12 protein-coding genes and 1 pseudogene are annotated in these 18,785 nt (G+C 61.9%); 8 read left to right on the top strand and 5 right to left on the bottom strand.

Annotated elements, in window-relative coordinates:
- Nucleotides 1-215 precede the first annotated feature (215 nt).
- Nucleotides 216-617, top strand: coding sequence for a hypothetical protein (locus VFZ66_09410; protein HEX6289395.1), 402 nt, complete (start codon nucleotides 216-218; stop codon nucleotides 615-617).
- 327 nt (nucleotides 618-944) lie between these two features.
- On the opposite strand, the gene VFZ66_09405 is transcribed toward VFZ66_09410, so the two are convergent.
- The gene (locus VFZ66_09405) at nucleotides 945-2,180 is read right to left on the bottom strand and encodes a polyprenyl synthetase family protein (GenBank protein HEX6289394.1); all 1,236 of its coding nucleotides are present in this window, start codon (nucleotides 2,178-2,180) and stop codon (nucleotides 945-947) included.
- Between the two features lie 147 nt (nucleotides 2,181-2,327).
- Nucleotides 2,328-2,597: pseudogene (locus tag VFZ66_09400) on the bottom strand (response regulator).
- Between the two features lie 518 nt (nucleotides 2,598-3,115).
- Between VFZ66_09400 and VFZ66_09395 the strand changes: the two are divergent.
- The 7 genes from VFZ66_09395 to VFZ66_09365 all read left to right on the top strand — a co-directional run bounded on the left by VFZ66_09395 (nucleotide 3,116) and on the right by VFZ66_09365 (nucleotide 15,100).
- Nucleotides 3,116-4,624 carry a peptidase S10 gene (locus VFZ66_09395; GenBank protein HEX6289393.1) on the top strand — a complete coding sequence of 503 codons (1,509 nt, stop codon included), beginning with the start codon at nucleotides 3,116-3,118 and terminating at the stop codon, nucleotides 4,622-4,624.
- A 215-nt stretch (nucleotides 4,625-4,839) separates the two neighbouring features.
- Entirely contained in the window at nucleotides 4,840-5,571 is a 732-nt protein-coding gene (locus VFZ66_09390) for an MIP family channel protein (GenBank protein HEX6289392.1), read from the top strand.
- 508 nt (nucleotides 5,572-6,079) lie between these two features.
- Complete coding sequence (locus VFZ66_09385) at nucleotides 6,080-8,509, top strand: GMC family oxidoreductase (GenBank protein ID HEX6289391.1); 2,430 nt, start codon at nucleotides 6,080-6,082, stop codon at nucleotides 8,507-8,509.
- A gap of 24 nt (nucleotides 8,510-8,533) precedes the next feature.
- On the top strand, nucleotides 8,534-9,502 hold the full coding sequence (locus VFZ66_09380) for an NAD-dependent epimerase/dehydratase family protein (GenBank protein ID HEX6289390.1): 969 nt from the start codon (nucleotides 8,534-8,536) through the stop codon (nucleotides 9,500-9,502).
- Between the two features lies 1 nt (nucleotide 9,503).
- Nucleotides 9,504-10,664, top strand: coding sequence for an alpha/beta fold hydrolase (locus VFZ66_09375; protein HEX6289389.1), 1,161 nt, complete (start codon nucleotides 9,504-9,506; stop codon nucleotides 10,662-10,664).
- A 226-nt stretch (nucleotides 10,665-10,890) separates the two neighbouring features.
- The gene (locus VFZ66_09370) at nucleotides 10,891-13,521 is read left to right on the top strand and encodes a metallophosphoesterase (GenBank protein ID HEX6289388.1); all 2,631 of its coding nucleotides are present in this window, start codon (nucleotides 10,891-10,893) and stop codon (nucleotides 13,519-13,521) included.
- 181 nt (nucleotides 13,522-13,702) lie between these two features.
- Complete coding sequence (locus VFZ66_09365; GenBank protein HEX6289387.1) at nucleotides 13,703-15,100, top strand: dipeptidase; 1,398 nt, start codon at nucleotides 13,703-13,705, stop codon at nucleotides 15,098-15,100.
- A 130-nt stretch (nucleotides 15,101-15,230) separates the two neighbouring features.
- Here VFZ66_09365 and VFZ66_09360 read toward each other — a convergent pair whose 3' ends face one another.
- The 3 genes from VFZ66_09360 to VFZ66_09350 form a co-directional block, all read right to left on the bottom strand.
- Nucleotides 15,231-17,270: a glycosyltransferase family 39 protein gene (locus VFZ66_09360; protein ID HEX6289386.1), complete on the bottom strand. Its 2,040-nt coding sequence runs from the start codon at nucleotides 17,268-17,270 to the stop codon at nucleotides 15,231-15,233.
- 96 nt (nucleotides 17,271-17,366) lie between these two features.
- Nucleotides 17,367-17,849, bottom strand: coding sequence for a hypothetical protein (locus VFZ66_09355; GenBank protein ID HEX6289385.1), 483 nt, complete (start codon nucleotides 17,847-17,849; stop codon nucleotides 17,367-17,369).
- Between the two features lie 61 nt (nucleotides 17,850-17,910).
- Complete coding sequence (locus VFZ66_09350; protein HEX6289384.1) at nucleotides 17,911-18,483, bottom strand: hypothetical protein; 573 nt, start codon at nucleotides 18,481-18,483, stop codon at nucleotides 17,911-17,913.
- Nucleotides 18,484-18,785 lie beyond the last annotated feature (302 nt).

Below are 18,785 nucleotides of genomic sequence, written 5' to 3'. Positions count from 1 at the left end.
CGTGCTGATAGGTCAAACGCCGGGTTAAGCCAGCTGGTCATCACAAGAAGCAGCCGCAGGGCGTATCGCGGTCGACACGCATCAACGTATCCCATCAACCGATATGTCGCCATCTGGAACGATAGCAATGTTGGTGTTGTCGCCGGGGATCGATCACCGGCTGCTTCGATTAAACACCAGGCGCAGCGCCGGCACACATGCAGGAGGAATGGACTATGCTGTCGTCTCGTTTTTCGCCCTCGCTCCGACGAGCGCTTCTCGCCGATGCGCTGATCAGCGCAGCAACCGGGCTATTGATGGTGCTCGGTAGTAGCTTCCTCACGAGCTTCCTCGATCTGCCCGAGTCGCTCCTGCGCTACGCCGGACTGATCCTGATTCCGTACAGCGCCCTGGTGGGCTACATTGCTACGCGAGAACAGCTCAATCGAACTGCCGTGTGGGCGGTGATCGTGATGAATGCGCTCTGGGCGACGGATAGCATCGTGCTGCTGCTCAGCGGTTGGGTCGATCCCAATCTGCTGGGCTACAGTTTCGTGATCGTCCAGGCTGCGGTCGTCGCGCTCTTCGCTGAGCTTCAATACCTTGGCGTACGGAAGCGTATGACAACCATCGCCTGATAGAGCAAACGGGCTGCACACGAACGGCTCGGAGGAGTGCTAGCGACTATTGACATAACTTAATAACGGGCGAGCCTGCCGGTGATTACCTTGCTCGTTGCATCCCGTGCAATCGAGCGTTGAGCTCTAATGAGTCGGCTCCAGCGGCGAAGGCGGATCGGGAGCACGCAGCACAGGCGAATACTCCCGATCCAGCCGATCGGTAAGGCTCGCGGGGAGTAGGATCTCACAGAACCGCACGGTCAACCGCTCCACACCGACCAATCCACAGCCTCTAGCAGCTCCCGGCTGCGGCTCGTCGTGAGGAGCGGCGTCCGGCGAGCAGAGCTAGACGGTCCTGATCATAGACGCCGGCCCGGTCACACGTGTTGGCTCCTGGTGAGGGTAGCTCTTATGACGGGCAGGATTCGAGCGATCCAGAAGTGCCTGCAAAGCTTTACGGGGGGCGGAGGGGAGCGACATGCTCGCCAGGAGGCGCTGGGCCTGCTCTGCATGGCGCTGCGCCTCGGTCATCAGGTAGAGCACCGCACCGCTGTTAATGATCAACTGCCGCGCCGTGGCCTCGGCCTCAGGATTGCCAACCGCCTGTTGCAGACAGGAGCGCAGGAGCTGGCAATCGTCGGCAGACGCCGTGTGCAGCGCATAGACGATGGGAAGCATCGATTGCCGCCCCGATACAAGGTCGCTCGCAGCCTCATCGGTGGACCACAAGCCGCTGAGATCGTCGCCGATCTGGATCAGCATTCCAAGATGCAGCCCAACATTTCCGAACAGCCTGACGGTTTGCGCATTAGCGCCCGCAAGCCGCGCGCCTGCGCGACACGGCAGCGCAAAAAATGCTCCAGACTTGGCCTCGGCTATCTGCCAGCATTGCTCAAGGCTCGGCTCCTGGAGCGTGAGATCGTGATGCTGGCCCACACACATCGTAAACAGCGTTCTATTAAAATCATGCCTGATGGCCTGGGCAACGCTGGCGCTCACGCCGGTCTGCTCCAGACGATCAAGGGCGCGGCTGCTGGTGGCGAGCAGCCCGGTGGTGATGTTAATCGCCGCGCCGATACCCCAATGAAACCAGGATGCATCGGGACGATCGCCGTCTTCGAGCGTATCGAGCATATGCAGGGCAAAATAGAGTAAGTTCCAGGCTGTCGTCACCGGCTGCGCACGCTGCCGTAGCCCTCCGGCAGCCTCACAGCACAGACTGGGAAGCTCCATCAGCGCCGAGCGAGCGCCGGTAGCTGCTGCGGTGCCGGGATCGCGCTCCAGCCCCGCCTGCATGGCACGCAAATAATCGTCCTCGAACGTCGTCGAATCCCAGAGTGCCTGCATGGGGTGGTTATAGGAGCCTTTTGCGGGTGCCCAGGCAAAAGGGGGTGGGGTCTGCGCTGGATTACATAAAGATGTTGACTGGACATGGTCGCGGCAAACCGTCAGCAGCGCGCTCCTGGCTCCATCATCGAGGGCAACCTGCTCTGTGCTCAATAGCTGATCGGGCGCTTCTTGGAACCGCGCGGCGAATGTGGCATCCGTGGCGAGACGGTGGATGAATCTGGCAAGGTTCATGCTAGTACCTCCGAAGCTGCGAGGAACGACACGTACATCATGCACACAGGCTGGTCAACAGGTTGCGTGAGATGCCACGACGTACCGGGGGAGGAGGTGAAGCTAAGAATCCCGGTCCGTAACTTGGTATCTGAGAAAAAAGCCCGGCTATCGGAAGAGGGCTTTAATCAATTGTTTCAGCTTCTCCGCATCTAGATCCTCCTTCCGCAGATAGTAGCTGGCACCGACAGACTGGCTCTCAGAGAGAAACTCGTCGTCATACCCGACGAAGACAATCATGTGCGTTTGTGGTATGGTCCGTTTAATGCGCAGTGTGGCTTCGATACCGTTCATCACCGGCATGACGACATCTATAAACACGCTATCCGGCTGGTATCGAAGCGCCAGGTGCAGATCTGCTATGCCATCGCTTGCCTCGCCTACGTCATATCAGCCCGGCTGATTCAGGACCAACTGGCGCAGTATCTCGCGATACGAGGCTGAGTCATTTGCAATCAGAAACGTAGTAATGGCAACCACATGAGCTTCACAGAAGTATATCAATCGCGAGTGGAGTTTATGCCACAAAGGTACACATCGGTTGTAATGAATGTAACACTCCACGGAACTACAAACAAGCACATCTGCGACAGTCTTCTACTGTCGTAGGCGACAGTAGAAGACTGTCTTAAACGACAGGTGCTCCGGTATCCGCCTATCACGTTGCTCATCTCGTCCGAATTTACCGGTCATACGCTACCGATCTTGATGTTACGCAACGGCGCGCAGCAGGAGGTGACTCTTCCGCTGTCTCGGTGCTCTCATCCGAGCGCGATCTGCTGCGCGCTAGCTGATGTGGGGGATCGGCTCGCGCTCGATATTCCAGTCATGTGGCTTCTGCTTGCGAATGAGCGTATAATCGTGCGACTCGTACAAGTAGGAGCGAAGCACATCTCATGGCTGGAACCAACGATACGCAGGAGAAGAACCAGACCGGCGCGCCGCCGGAAGTCAAGGATGCGCTGTCGATCACCCATCACACGGTGACGATCGACGGGCAGTTGATCCGCTACACCGTGACCGCCGGTACGATCGTGCTGAAGGAGGAGGCCGAGAAACAGGGCGATAAAGAGGGCGAGTCCGAGGGCGAGCGGCCCAAGGCTTCGGTGTTTTTCATCGCCTACACCCGCGACGACGTGCACGATCCCGGCAGCCGCCCGATCACCTTCTCGTTCAACGGCGGGCCTGGCTCGTCGTCGGTCTGGCTGCATCTGGGCGTCCTCGGCCCGCGCCGCATCCTGATGGATGAGATCGGCAATCTGCCCCAGCCCCCCTACCGCCTGATCGAAAACGAGTACTCACTGCTCGACATAACCGATCTGGTGTTTATCGATCCGGTCAGCACGGGCTATAGCCGCGTCGTGCCCGGCGAAAAGGCCAAGACGTTCCACGGCTTCAAGAAAGATATTGAGTCGGTTGGCGATTTCATCCGGCTCTACGTCACGCGCTACGGGCGCTGGACCTCGCCCAAGTTCTTGATCGGCGAGAGCTACGGCACCACCCGCGCCGCCGGTCTATCGGGCTACTTGCAGGAGCGCCATGGCATGTATCTTAACGGGATCATGCTCGTCTCGGCGATCCTGCATTTCATCACCGGCCAGTTCGATCCGGGCAACGATCTGCCGTACATCATGTTCCTGCCCTCATACACCGCGACGGCCTGGTACCACAAGCGGCTGCCCGGCGATCTCCAGCAGCGCGATCTCCGCTCGCTGGTCGAGGAGGTCGAGGCGTTTGCCATGGGCGAGTACGCGCTGGCGCTGCTCAAGGGCGCGACGCTGCCGGAGGATGAGCGGGTCGCGATCGTGGAGCGATTGGCGCGCTACACCGGCCTCTCGCCCGACTACATCGATCGCTCCGATCTGCGCATCAACGACGATCGCTTCGTCAAGGAGTTGCTGCGCGACCAGCGCCGCACGGTGGGTCGGCTCGATAGCCGCTTCCTGGGCTACGATCGCGATGCCGTGGGCGAGCACAACGAGCACGATCCAAGCTACGCGGTGATTCTAGGGCCATTCGCCGCGACATTCAACGCCTACATCCGCAGCGATCTCCAGTTCGAGAGCGATCTGCCCTACGAGGTGTTGAGCTGGCGCGTCCGTCCGTGGAGCTTCGGCGATTTCGAGGGTAAGTACGTCGAGGTCGTGGAGACGCTACGCCGGGCCATGACCAACAACCCCTGGCTGAAAATTTTTGTGGCGAACGGCTACTATGATTTCGCAACGCCCTACTTTGCCACGGTCTATACATTCAATCACCTCGGCATCGATCGCAGCCTGCAAGACAATATCTCGATGGCCTTCTATGAGGCCGGCCACATGATGTATATCCATCGCCCGTCGCTGGTGCAGCTCAAGGCCGATCTCGCAGATTTTGTGCAGCGTGCGGTGCCGCAGGGACGGTAGGAGAACCAAGAGCCAGGAACCGAACAACGGAACAAAGAACACAGCGAGAACCAAGAACCTGTGTCTCCCCCTCTCCTATGGCCGCTCAGGCGGAAGCCCGCCTGAGCGTGGGGCAGGGCGGGTGCCCTCTGTGCCCTGGGTGAGGGCCGCGCCAAGAACCAGGTTCGTGAATGCCTGCCGCTGCGACTGTTGAGCGACCGAGTGAAAGGCGACGGATGAACCTTTTGTTACGCCGGGCTGGAGCCGAATTAGTCGGCACGTATGCGTTAGTCACCGCCGGGTGCGGGGCAATTGTTGTGAACAGCATCAGCGGCAGGTTGACGCATGTTGGCGTCGCGCTCACCTTTGGCCTGATCATCATGGTGATGATTGCGGCGACCGGCCACCTTTCCGGCGCACACTTCAACCCCTCGGTCACGATTGCGTTTGCGCTGACCCGGCATTTTTCCTGGCGTGATGTCCCGTTCTATATCGGTGGGCAGCTTCTAGGGGCGGCTGCCGGAGCGCTGACGCTGCGCGCCTTGTTCGGCGACGTGGCACAGCTCGGTGTCACGCTCCCAAGCGGGAGTGTCCTCCAATCATTCGGCCTTGAAATCCTGCTCACGGCCTTTTTGATGTTCGTGATTATGGCGGTGGCAACCGATACCCGCGCTGTCGGCCAGCTTGCCGCACTGGCGATCGGGGGTACCGTGGCGCTCGATGCGCTATGGGGCGGTCCGATCAGCGGCGCGTCGATGAACCCGGCACGTTCACTCGGTCCGGCGCTGGTTGCCGGGGTGTGGCGTGACCAATGGATCTATGTGGTTGCTCCCCTGATCGGCGCCGCACTTGGCGCTGTGACCTATCAAGTCCTCCGAACGCCTCTCCCAGCGATCCCCGCAGAACGAGCAGGTAGTGCTTCTGATGCCGAGTATCCGTCCGGCGAAGCGTCGCCACCCAGGGCATGAGCTGCGTAGTCATCGTTGACGACATTCATGCGCAACATCAACCCATGCGTAATGCGATGTCGATTGCATTTGCGGTGATCTATTGATTCCGAGCAAGCTTGGTGCTATATTCGGTATTAACAGGAGCACATGGCAGGTGTGCTCAGGGTACGGCTTGTTCCACCGATAATCACCTTCATCCACTACAACCCATCTTCGGCTTCTCCCCGGAACACCAGTCCCGTCTGTTCCAGTGTGTTGGACCAGTGCCCCATTCTCCCGCGCCTTACGCGCCTTGAACCTGTACTGGACGTAACGATCGGATCGCCGTAACGTCTGTGATAAATAGGCTGTGTATCGGCTTAATGAGTACATAGCATGCGGCGTGGCTTGCCCAGGTGCTTCTTCACGTCTAACCAATCTGCAACGGATATGAGCGTAGCTGTTACCATTCCAGACAGCCATCTGTAAGATCCTGCCTCCAGTGTGCCATATCTCTATGATTGGTTATCAAGAATCAGGTGGTAGCATGGCTCCAATGCACTTCGAGGCTGTTGTCGTCGGCTCAGGCTTTGGCGGCTCGGTGACGGCCTACCGGCTGGCGGAAGCCGGTCTGAATGTCTGCTTGTTGGAACGCGGCAAGGCCTATCCCCCCGGCTCATTCCCCCGCAGCCCCCATCGGATGCGCAAGAATTTCTGGGACCCCAGCGCGGGTCTTTACGGCATGTTCGATGTCTGGTCGTTTCGCGGCCTGGGCGCTGTTGTGTCGAGCGGCCTGGGCGGCGGCTCGCTGATCTATGCCAACGTGCTGCTGCGCAAAGACGAGCACTGGTTTGTCAAAGAGGATCTGCGCGACGGCGGCTATGAGTACTGGCCGGTCAACCGCGCCGACCTCGATCCGCACTACGACCGGGTTGAGCGCATGATGAAGGCACAGCCCTATCCGATCGAGCACGCGCCATACAACACGACCTCCAAGACAAACGCTTTCAAGGCCGCCGCCCAGGATCTTCAGCTCCAGTGGTTCCGACCGCCGCTGGCTGTAACCTTCGCCAACGAGGGACGGCCCCCGGTGCCGGGACAGCCGATTCAGGAAGATCCGAGCCTGCACGGTCCCGACTATGTTCGCTCGACCTGTCGGCTGTGCGGCGAGTGCGACATCGGGTGTAACTACGGCAGCAAGAACTCGCTCGACTTCAACTACCTCTCCGCCGCAAAGCGTCACGGAGCCGATATTCGTACCCGCTGCGAGGTCCGGTCGTTCGCGCCACGGCCCGGCGGCGGCTATACGATCAGCTATGTCGAGCACCAGCCTGAGCACGAGGGCAAGCCGCTCGATACCTCAGATCCGGCGGTGCTGCCATTGCAGACGATCACCGCCGATCGCCTGATTCTGGCCGCCGGAACGCTTGGCTCGACCTATCTGCTGCTCAAAAATAAAGAGAACTTTCCGCGTCTCAGCAAGAAGCTCGGCACGCGCTTCTGCGGCAACGGCGACCTGCTGACCTTCGCGGTCAAATGCAGCGAAACCAGCGGCGGCAAGCGTATGCCGCGCGTGATCGACAGCAGCTACGGCCCGGTGATCACCAGCACGATTCGCGTTCCCGATCAGCTCGACGGCAACGGCGCAGCCGGACGCGGCTTTTATCTTCAGGACGCGGGCTATCCCGACTTCGCCAACTGGATGCTGCAACTACTCGACACGCCCAGCATGGCCCGACGCGCGCTGCATGTGCTGCGCCGAATCGTGCGCCAGTGGCTCAGGAACGAGCCGGAGAGCAATCTCAGCGCGGAGATCGCCGATCTCTTCGGCACGACCGAGCTGTCGGCTGGCTCGATGCCGATCCTGGGCATGGGCCGCGATATTCCCGATGGCAACATGTGGCTGAATGGCAAGCGGCTCGACATCGACTGGACGAAGAAGCGATCGACGCCCTATTTCGATCACGTGATGCGTACGTCGAAGCAGATCGCCGATGCGCTGGGCGCGACATTTAGGGAAAATCCCACGTACCGCCTGAACCGGCTGCTCACGGTTCACCCGCTCGGCGGCTGCCCGATGGGCCGCGACGAAGCCGAGGGTGTTGTCGATGCCTACGGTCAGGTCTTCAACTATCCCGGCCTGTACATCGCCGACGGCTCGGTCATGCCGGGGCCGGTCGGTCCCAATCCCAGCCTGACGATCGCCGCGCTGGCCGACCGCTTTGCGGATCATATGCTGACAAAGGATGCTTTTGTGATGAGTACCGCCGATAATGTTCAACCTGAACCAATGCCGGAGCCGCTGCCGGAGCCGATGCCCGTGCTCGCGTCTTCCGCCGCCGCTCCGCACCTGGGCCTGCAATTCACTGAGACGATGAAAGGCCACTTCTCGACGCGGGTGACGGATGACTACGCCCGCGCCGCCGCGCAAGGCGAGGCCGACGGCTCTCCGTTCCAGTTTACACTCACGATCACCGCCGACGACGTGGATCAGATGCTGGCCGATGCCGAGCATAGCGCGCGGCTCTCCGGCAGCGTGCTGGCCCCGGCACTCTCGCCCGATCCGCTCTCCGTCGCCGACGGCACCTTCAATCTGTTCGTCGTCGATGCCGAGCAGGAGCGGACGCGGCGCATGCGCTATCGGATGGTGATGGAGACGACCGACGGCAGGGCCTACTATTTCGACGGCTTCAAGGTGATCCACGACGACTTCGGCTTCGACGTGTGGGCCGATACGACGACGTTGTATATCACGGTCTATGAAGGCCGCAGCGCCGACGGCCCGCTCGTCGGCAAGGGCATTCTCAAGATCTTCGCGACCGATTTTGCCCGCCAGCTTACCACGATCGAGATCACGAACGCGGAAAGCCTCTCCGAGCGCTTGAGCGCCAAGGCGCGCTTTGGACAATTCTTTCTCGGCGCGCTCTACGAAACGTACAAAGGATTCGAGATGCCGGGGCAGCAGCTAGCTATGTAGACGCAGAAGGATCTTCTTGTGAACATGTTTGTCACCGGCGGAACTGGCTTTCTTGGCGCGCGGCTGATCCAGCGGCTCGTCCGCGAGGGTCATCAGGTGCGCGCCCTGGCCCGCTCCGCCTCGTCCGCCGAGATGCTCCGGCACCTGGGCGCGCAGCCTGTCCACGGCTCGCTCGACAACGTGGCCGAATGGGCCGACTCGCTGCGCGGGCAGGACGTGGTGATCCACTGCGCGGCTCCGGTCGAGTTCTGGGGGCCGTGGGAGAAGTTTCACCGCGAGATCACGCTGGCTACCCGGCAGCTGCTCGATCATGCCGCCAGGATGCAGGTTGGCCGCTTCATCTATATCAGCTCCGAGTCGGTGCTGCAAGATACCACGCCGCTGGTCGGCATCGACGAGACGTTTCCGTATCCCGCCGAGCCGAACTCCTACTACGGCAAGGCCAAAAAGCTGGCCGAGATCGAGGTCGTGAATCATCGCTCCGAGATGACCTGTATCATCCTGCGCCCGACCTATATCTGGGGCAAGGGCGAGAAAACATCCAAGAATATCGAGGACAAGATCAAGGCCGGACAGTTCGCCTGGATCGATCAGGGGCGCTGCATCATCGAGATGGTCCATGTCGATAACGTGGTCGAGGCGATCATGCTGGCGTGTGCCGTCGGACGCGATAAGCAGATCTATTTCGTCACCGACGACGCGCCCGTCTCGTTCCGCGAGTTCTTTACGGCGCTGCTCGCCACACGCGGGATCGTCCCGCCGAGCCGCAGCCTGCCCCAGCTCATCGCGCGACCGGCGGCGACGCTGGCCGAGGGTATCTGGCGCGGGCTGCGCCTCAAAAGCCCGCCGCCGCTCTCAAGGTTCGAGTGGTCGTTTGTGGCGCTGCCACGGGCGTATAAGCTGAATAAAATCAAGCAGGAGCTAGGCTACAGGCCGATCGTCAGCCGCGAGATGGGCCTGCAAGAGATGCAAGCCCACGCAAACGAGGTGTAAGATGCAACGTGAGATTCCGCTGTACACGCTGGAAGGCGTTCCGAACGCCGATATTTCGACACACTACTTCTCGACTGAGGACGGCCTGGGCTTGAGCCTGCTGCGCTTCTGCCGCGCGCCGAGCGACGATGTGGTCTTGATCATTCATGGTCTGACCACATCATCGGACATGTTCATCCAGCCCGAACACTACAATCTGGTGCGCTTTCTGCACGACAACGGCTTCCCCGATGTCTGGACGCTGGACTTTCGCATGAGCAACCGGCATCCGTACAATCTGTGGCAGCATCGCTACAACCACGACGATATTGCGCTCTTCGATCATCCGGCGGCGATTGCCAAGATGCGCGAGCAGATCGGCAACCGGCGCATCCATGTGATCTGCCACTGCCTGGGATCGGTTTCGTTCATGATGAGTCTCTTCGGCAAGGCCGTCACCGACATCAGCAGCGTGATCGCCAACAGCGTCGCGCTGACGCCACGAGTGCCGAACTGGTCCAGGATCAAGCTCTCGTTCGCGCCCTTCTTTGTCGATTCGATCCTAGGCCTGCCGTACATCAGCCCGCGCTGGAGCGAGGAGCAGGGCTTTCTGCACCGTGGGCGGCTCTTCTCCAAGGCGGTGTCGTTCTTCCACCGCGAGTGCGACGTGCCCGCCTGCCATATGCTGAGCCTGATGTGGGGCACGGGCTGGCCCGCGCTGTACGAACACAGCAACCTCGACGAGATTACGCATCGGCGCGGCGGCGATCTCTACGGCCCGACCTCGATGAATTACTATCGGCATGTGCGTAAAATGGTCAAAGCCGGCAGCCGTCCGCTCAAGTACGATCCGAGCGACCGCAAGTACGATCGCCTGCCGAACGACTACTTCCAGTATGCCCGCGAGATCAAGACGCCGGTGCTGTTCATGACCGGCAAGAACAACCGGGTCTTCACCGACTCGAATATCGTCTGTCATCGGCGCCTGGAGCGGATCGTGCCGGGACGCCACGAGCTGCATATCTTTCCGGGCTACGGGCACCAGGATGTGTTCATGGGCAAGAACTGCCACATCGACATCTTCCCCCGGCTGGTCCAGTTCCTCGACAAGCAGCGCGGTGCCGCCCAGACGCCGATCGTCGTGCAGCCCACGCAGGCGGAAGCTGCGGTCGCGGCCTCCTGAGATCGGGCGCGGAGACGACCGGCGCATGAGCAAATAATCGGGGGCGGACGGTAGGGGCGTGCTGCGTCGAGTGTCGCTATACGCCCCTACGAACGTTTCCAATATAGCTATTCAACCATCATCACGCCTCGATCGACGTGTCCCGTATAATGATTCACAGATCATCGGTCAACCAATCTGCTGGCATCAGAGCGGCTGTGGAGAGCGAGTTTCTGGGAGGCGCGCTATGCTCCAGTTCACATCCTTTGGGAGTATGTCCGATATAGGCTTTTACCTCTGGATTTCGTTTGGTCTGGTCGCCTGCGCCGTCTTGCTGCACCAGTGGTCGGCGCGCGCACGGCTGGCTGCCGGGCCAGAAGTTGCGCCTCGGAGCAGCCGCTCGCCGATCTCCTGGCTCCGGCTCGTCACCATGTCGCTGGCTACCGTCAGTGTCGTCTGGACAAGCTGGCTCTGGCTCACCGTCAGCGCCGATCCGGGCTTTCACCTGAGGCAAACCCTGGGCCTGCTGCTGATCATGGCGCTGCTTGAGCTGATCCAGATCGCCGGGCTGCGGCTGTTCCCATCCGTCCAGAGCATGATCAAGACCTACTTCGGCTGGGCGGTCGAGCTGCTGGCGTGGCTGCTGATCGCCTCGGCGGTGCGGCTAAGCTGGCTGCTGCCGCCCTACGACGTGCCGATTAGCAGCGCCCTCAGCGCGGTGACGGCCTGGCTGCCCCGGATCGAATCGGCGTGGCTCGATGACGTGCTGCGGCTGTTCTTCGGTCCTTTTCCCAGCAGCATGGCCTTCATCAAGATCAGCGTGTGGCTGCTGGCGCTCTTCATCGCGCTGGAAGTCGCCCCGGCGACCCACAAGTCGATCGGGCGGATGCGCGTCGCCAGCGCCGTCTCGGCGCTCACCAGGCTGCTCGCGACGGTCAGCATCATTCTGGTGCTGGTGCTGCTGCCGCGAGAGTTTGTCGTGCTGCGCAATTTCATTCTGGCGAATCTGGTCTTCTGCGGCGGCGTCACGCTGTGGCGGCAATTTCGGCGGCGCTGGCGCACCGGCGATCGATCGCTGAGCAGCCTGACGGGCGGCCTGATTGTCGTCGTGCAATTTCTGAGCCTGATCATGGTGATTGGCGGGACGCTCGCGGCGCTGCTGACGATTCCGCTGTGGGTGGTGATCCGTCTGTCGATTGCGGAGAACACGAATAGCCTGCTGATCGCCAGCATCGACATCTGGACGCATAATCTGGCGAGCATGCTCTTTGTGCTCTCGCTCTTCTACGCCACGACCTACGCGATCCGCCGTCTGACGGGCTCGCGCGGCCTGTCGTGGTTCGACCCGCCCAACTTCCGCGTTGTGTGGCGCGACCTGCTCTACGATAAGACGCGCAACGTCGATCTGATGCGCGAGGCGTTCATCAGGGCGATCGTCGGGGATGCGCGGCCCGATCTTGCCACGGCGATCGACGAGGCTGCGCGGATCGTGCCCGTCGCGGAGCCTAAGAACCACTATGCCTTCTCGATCGTCGGCGATCCCGGCGAGGGCGATGATAGCCAGCTCTATCCGATTCGCGGAGCGCGGACGGAGGTGTTGAAGCAGGCCACGGATGACGAACATGTTGATTTTATGATCATCAGCTCGGATGTGATCTACCCGGCGGGAGAGCTGATGGACTATGAGCGCGCGGTGTATCGGCCCTTCCGCACCAATCAGCCTGGTCGCCCGCCACAAAACGGCATTCCGATCTATGCCCTGCCCGGCAACCACGACTGGTACGACGACCTGAACGGCTTTCTGGCGAACTTTGGCTACGCTGCGGCGCACGAGACGAAGCGCACTCCCTGGCGTGACGCGATGCGGCGTGGTCCGTGGGCGATGTACGGTGGCCTGCTGAGCGGGCTGCGCTGGGGCGAGATCCGGCGCTTGCGCGAGCGATACGGCCTGGAGAAGCTTGGCGGCATTCCGCAGCAGCCGGAGAGCCAGCAGCGGCTACCGTTCTTCGAGATCAGCTTTGCCGATCAGGGCGTGCCGCTGACGGTGATCGCCGTGGATACCGGCTGCACGGGCTCCGTCGATGCGCTTCAGCGGGCCTGGCTAGAACGCTGCCTGCTCCGCGCGCGCGATCAGCTTAAGCTCGTGCTGCTGAGCACTCCGCTGTATGTCGATGGCAAGTTTGACACGCAGGGCATGCACGCCGAGCTATACCAACTGCTGCGGGCGCATCGGGTGGATGTGGTGATGGGCGGCGATACGCATACCTATCAGCAGTACGAGGTCCGCTACACCGCCGACGGTCGCGAGCATGTGATGTATCATATCGTGAACGGCGGCGGCGGTGCCTATCTGTCGTGTCCGATGGATGGCGACTGGATCTGCGGCTATGCCGGAGGTCCGATGCCGCTCGACGATCGCTACGTCTTCCACGATGCGCAGTGCGGCCCGGATCGGGTTGTGCTGCATAATCTCTTTCCGAGCGCCGAGATGATGCGCGCCAAGTTCGGGCCGCAAAAGAATCGACGATGGGATCGAACGGCGGGCGACGCCTGGCTCAATCGCATCCGCGCCTGGTACGAGTCCCGCATCCTCGCCAAGGGCTTCACCAACTTTTTGGAGCACGATCGTCTGCCGCTGCTTCAGAGCTTTGTCGAGGCGCATATGCATCTCGATGCGCAGGGCTGGAGGCTGGTGCTGATCCCGAACCTGGCACAGGGGCCGGACGGCGACCAGACTTTGCCGCCCGTCGAATGGGAGCGGCTGCCGGTCGAGATCGCCAGGGCGTTAGCGATGCCGGAGCCGACAGCGGCGGTGGTGATACCAGCGGACGAGTCACAGAAGCCGCCGTCCATCCCCGCCGACGCGCTGCCGCGCTAGCGTAGAAGTTCCAAGTTCCAAGTTCCGAGTTTCCGGCGCCTGGAACTTGGTGCGCCCAGAAGACACTCGGTTCCTTTGTTCTTTTGTTCCTTTGTTCGCTGAATTCGAGGCCCTGAAGATTGCTGATAGACAAAGGACAGATTGGGAGTACAATATGCGCTGTGTACCATAAGGAGTTAGCATGTCCCAGGCAGAAACGTACCTCCATGCGCAGCAAGCGCGCTACCTCGACGAACTGCTTGAGTTTCTTCGTATTCCTAGTATCTCGTCGCTGCCGGAACACGCCGGCGATGTCGAGCGTGCCGCCGCGTGGGTTGCCGGGCGTATGAGCGCCGCAGGCATCGAGCATGTGCAGATCTTTCCGACGGGCGGCCATCCCGTCGTGTATGGCGATTGGCTTCACGCCGCCGGGAAGCCGACGATCCTGATCTACGGGCACTTCGATACGCAGCCGGTCGATCCGCTCGCGCTGTGGACCTCGCCGCCGTTCGAGCCGGTAGTCCGCGATGGGCGGGTCTATGCCCGTGGCGCGAGCGACGACAAAGGCAACATGCTCGTGCCGATTCTGGTGGTCGAGGCGCTGCTCGCGAGCGAGGGATCGCTGCCTGTTAACCTGAAGTTCCTCTTCGAGGGCCAGGAGGAGATCGGAAGCCCGCAGATCCCGGCGTTTGTCGCGGCGCACCGTGAGCTGCTGGCCTGCGATCTGGCCGTGAGCGCCGACGGCGGCCAGTGGAGCGAGACAGAGCCAGCGATTCTGCTTGGCTTACGCGGCGGCTGTGCGATCCAGATCGATGTGCAGGGAGCCGTCAGCGATCTGCACTCCGGCGAGTACGGCGGCGCGATCCAGAATCCGCTCCACGCGCTGGTGCGCATCCTCGACACGATGCGTAGTCCCGACGGCAAGATCCTGGTAGAGGGCTTTTACGATGATGTCGCCGAGCTCAGCGATGCGGAGCGCGCCGCTGTGGCTGCCGTGCCCTTCGACGAGCAGGAGTACTGCCGGAAGCTGGGCATCGACGCGCTGTATGGCGAGCCCGGCTACACGACGCGTGAGCGCACCTGGACACGACCGACGCTGGAGATTAACGGCATCTACGGCGGATTCCAGGGCGAGGGCGTCAAGACGGTGCTGCCCAACGAGGCACATGCCAAAATAACCTGCCGTCTGGTCCCGAATCAAGACCCGACCACGATCGCGCAGCGGGTGATCGACCATGTCCACAAGCACGCGCCGCAGGGCGTGAGGGTCCAGGCTCAGCAGCAGCCGTTCCGCGCCTATCCATACCTGATGCCCGCCGATCATCCGGGCAACGAGGCGGCGCGGTCCGTGCTGATCGAGCTGTACGGACGCGAGCCGTATTATGTGCGCTCCGGCGGCAGTATTCCGATCATGATGGTCTTTCTGAATGATCTCGGCGTGTACACGGTCAACTTCGCCTTCGCGCTGCCGGATGAGCAGATGCATGCGCCCGATGAGTTCTTCCGCCTGTCCAGCTTCGAGTCGGGCCAGCGCGCGTATATCCGGCTGCTGCATCGTCTCGCCGATCTGCCGACCAAGGGGCGGCGGGCAGCGCGATAGAACGCCCCAGGAGCGGGGCGAGCTGGCTCGCGTGGTGCATCTCCGGGCGGCAATCGGCGGGATAGCCGAGCACGGCGGGGCGGGCAAGTTCAGCGCTTGCCCGCCCCGCCGTCTCTGGCCCAGGCATCGCTCACGATCCGCAGCGGTACAGCGTCATCGGTCCGCCGCGACCGCCAGGAAACGCTGGTGGCCTGTCCGTGCTCGGCGCGCTGCTGGTCGGCGTGCCGAGGCCGGGCTCGGTGACGACGCTGCACGCTGATTGCACGTACTGGCTGATGCTGGGGTTAGGGCCACCGCCAGGGCCACCACCGCCGCCCCACAGCACATAGCGGACGTCGCCGCTGGCGACCAGCCTGGCGAGATCATCCCCGTCGATCACCGGATCGCTGCCGCTAAAGCCACCCGCGTACAGCACCGGTCGGCTGGTTGCCAGCACGTACGCCGCGCCGACGTTGGCGCTGGGTACGACTATCAGGTACTTCGTGTCCTGGGTGTTGGCCTGGAGGTAGTCCAGCAACGTTTGATTGACGGCTCCTCCCATGTCGCCCCCAGGCACCGCCGCAGGAGCCGCCCCGCCGAACGCCGCCCCATTCGGGGGACCGCCCATTCCAAACCTGCCGAGATTCCCCGTATATGCCTGTGTGAGCGGGCTGCTCGTGTCCGCGTAGGCCGTTGTCAGGCAGGACCACACGGTCGGCACGATGAGCAGCGCGGCTATGACCAATCCGAAGCTTACGCGCGGCAGCATGCCCACGCCGTGCCGCGCGCGCAGCAGGAACAGGCCCAGCCCGATTCCGCCAAGGCCCAGCGGGACGGCAACCCACCACGGGTTTGCCATGTACATGCTGACGGCGTAGGACTGAAAGGCCAGCGTGACGACCGCAGCCAGCAGCAGTAGCAGCGCCGCGCGCAGAGGGTGGCTGGTCCGCAGATGCCACAGGAACATCAAGCCCAGCGCCACGATTGCGGCGAGCGGTGGGCCGAGCATCGCCAGGTAGTACTGGTGGAAGAAACCCGCGACGCTGAAGAAGATGGCGCACGTCAGCAGCCAGCCGCCCCATAGGAACAGCCCTCGATGCAGCTCGGTCTGCGGTCGTCGCCAGGAGACGCTCGCCGCCATCGCCACGAGCATGGTCAGCGCGAACGGCAGCAGCCAGCTCGCCTGAGCCGCGAGGCCGATTTGGAACATGCGCAGCACGCCGGGGCTGCCCGTGCCAAACGAGCCGCCGGGTCCGCCAGGAGCCGCACCAGGGCCGATCAGCACATTGGCCTGGGGCCGACCTGATGGGGCGGGCATACCGCCGGGTGGAAACGCTAGTCGCTGGCGACTACCGCCCATGATGCCGACCAGCCGCTGGATGCCGTTATAGCCGACGATCAGGTTGAGCGCGGAGTTGTTTCCGCTGCTGCCAACATAGGGTCGCTGGTCGGCGGGCGTGAGATCGACGATCACCGCCCACGAGAGCGCGACAGGAATAAGCACCAGCGTGGCGAGTCCCAGGTGGCCGAGCTTGCGCCACCAGCGCTGCTGCGAGCCAAAGAAGTACAGCGCGTACAGCGCGGGCACCGGCAACAACACCTGCATCATCTTGATGTTGAACCCGATGCCAATCAGCACCGCGCCAAGGATCAAAAATCGAAGCCTGCGGGTTTCAGTGGCCTTGATGAAGGCCCAGGCCGCCAGCAGCAGCGTGAAGATCAGCGTGGCGTCCTGCGTGTTGTTGCGCTCGACGGCGATCATCACGGGTGTTACCGCCAGCACGAGGGCCGATAGCAGGCCCGCGCCATCGCCGAAGGAGCGCCGCACCAGATGATGGAGCAGGATCACCGAGCCGATACCCGCAAGGATCTGCGGCAGCACGGTGGCAAAGCCGCTGACACCCAGTAGGTAGGCTGAGAGCACCTCGATCCACAGGCCAACCGGCGGCTTGTCGACCGAGACGGAGCCGCCCGGCTCGGCGGCAACAAAGAAGAAGTTGTGCCACGACTGGAGCATGCTTTCCACAGCAGCCGTGTAGTAGGTGTTCGATTGTCCGATCGCGTCGATGTTGGCGAGACGCAGGACCGCTGCCAGGAGGACGATCGCCCATAGTCCGAGCGATGTCCGGCGTAGGCTGAACGGGAACCTGAGGCTTTTCGTGCGAGATATGGACGGTAGTTGTGTTGACATAATTTCTGGTCCTCAAACTGCACGTGCTGTGTCGTCGGCGCAGCAACGATCGAATAGAACAGTCTATGCGTTATACCGCAGTTCCACGCCACATACTCAGCGACAATCGCGAAACAGGCCCATGAAACGCCGCTCGCTGGCTGTCGTTGGCTGGCCGAGCGCGGGGTGATAATAGGTTGCGCCTAGCCCAAGCGTTCCGGCGAGCGCCAGCATGCCGGGCGCAAGCAGCGGGCTGGCTCCACGCAACGCCGCCAGCACGACCACGCCGGTCGCGGCATTGGGCCGAATGTCGCGCTCAAACGCGATGTTGGCTTCCCAGTGCTCGACAATGCCGAAGAGGCTACCCGCAATCAGCAGCGCCATGATCAGCCGCAGCGCCCAGAGGATGGCCCGCTGGGGACGGATCAGCGCAGCGAGGACCGCAACCAGCCCCAGGCCGCACAGCGCGAGGGGGATGAGCTGGATCGCGCTCTCCATGTGTTCGCTTAGCAAGAGTTCGACAGCGGTAAAGATGCACAGGCATCCTGATAGTACCAGGAGAAAGCTGCGGAGCCGCTGAGCGATCGTACTTGTATCCATGGGCCGTGTTTCCTATCAGACGGACCAGCCATGCCATCTGCTGGCCCGTCCTCAATCATGCTTAGTCCGCGAGATAGGCCGCTGCTGCTGCTAGCTGGTCGGGCGAGACAGACGTGCCAAGCGTGGCAAGGAATGCCTGGTTCGAGCCGTAGGGCCGGCCTGCGATCAGGCTGTTGGCAATCGTTGGGTCGACGCCTGGAATCTGTTGCAACGTTGCCGCATCGGACTCGTCCACGTCGATGGGCACGTAGACGTACTGCTCGTAGGCGGCGACTTGCGCGGCATCGACATATTTGCCGATCTCGCGTCGGAACTGCTCGATGCTGATATACGGGCGATACTCCATGAACTCACGGACCATGCGCTGGCTAAAGTTGGGGATGGTGCCGAGCAACTGCTCCTCGGTCGCCGTGTTCAGATTCAGCTTCGTAGTCTGCGCTGCCCCTGCTGCGCCCGCATCCGATGCTGCCCCTACAGCGCCCGCTGTAGCTGCGGCGCTTGCGGCTGGCGTCGTTGTCTGCTCCCCTGAGCCGGATGCAGCCGTGGTTGAGGATGCGGCATTACTGCCACAGGCGGCCAGGATCAAGACCAGCAGCGGTGTGATGGCAAGTATCCAGAGTTTTTTGAGGGTCATGCTCCTGTGCTCCTTTTTTGTGCTGGCAATTGTGCCGAGCATCGGTATTCGGTTCTGAGCCACATGCTACGTACAGCTTCACGACCCTTGCGCTCCAGTAGGCGCTGATCCGGTGTGGTGCTGCGGCATGATCCCAAGGATACCGCCATGATATTCAGAAGTTGTTAGTATCTCGTAGAGAAAGTATTGGGATCGCGCTGAAGACAACAGGTTGATCGCGTGCCGCGTGCTGGCCGAGATCGTCTGCCAGGTAGGGCCGATCTATGCTAGAATCCTCATCGAGCAGCGCCGCCTGCTGCCAG

The sequence above is a fragment of the Herpetosiphonaceae bacterium genome (assembly GCA_036374795.1).
Taxonomy (GTDB): Bacteria; Chloroflexota; Chloroflexia; order Chloroflexales; family Kallotenuaceae; genus LB3-1.
This window is presented reverse-complemented; position numbering and strand designations above follow the sequence as displayed.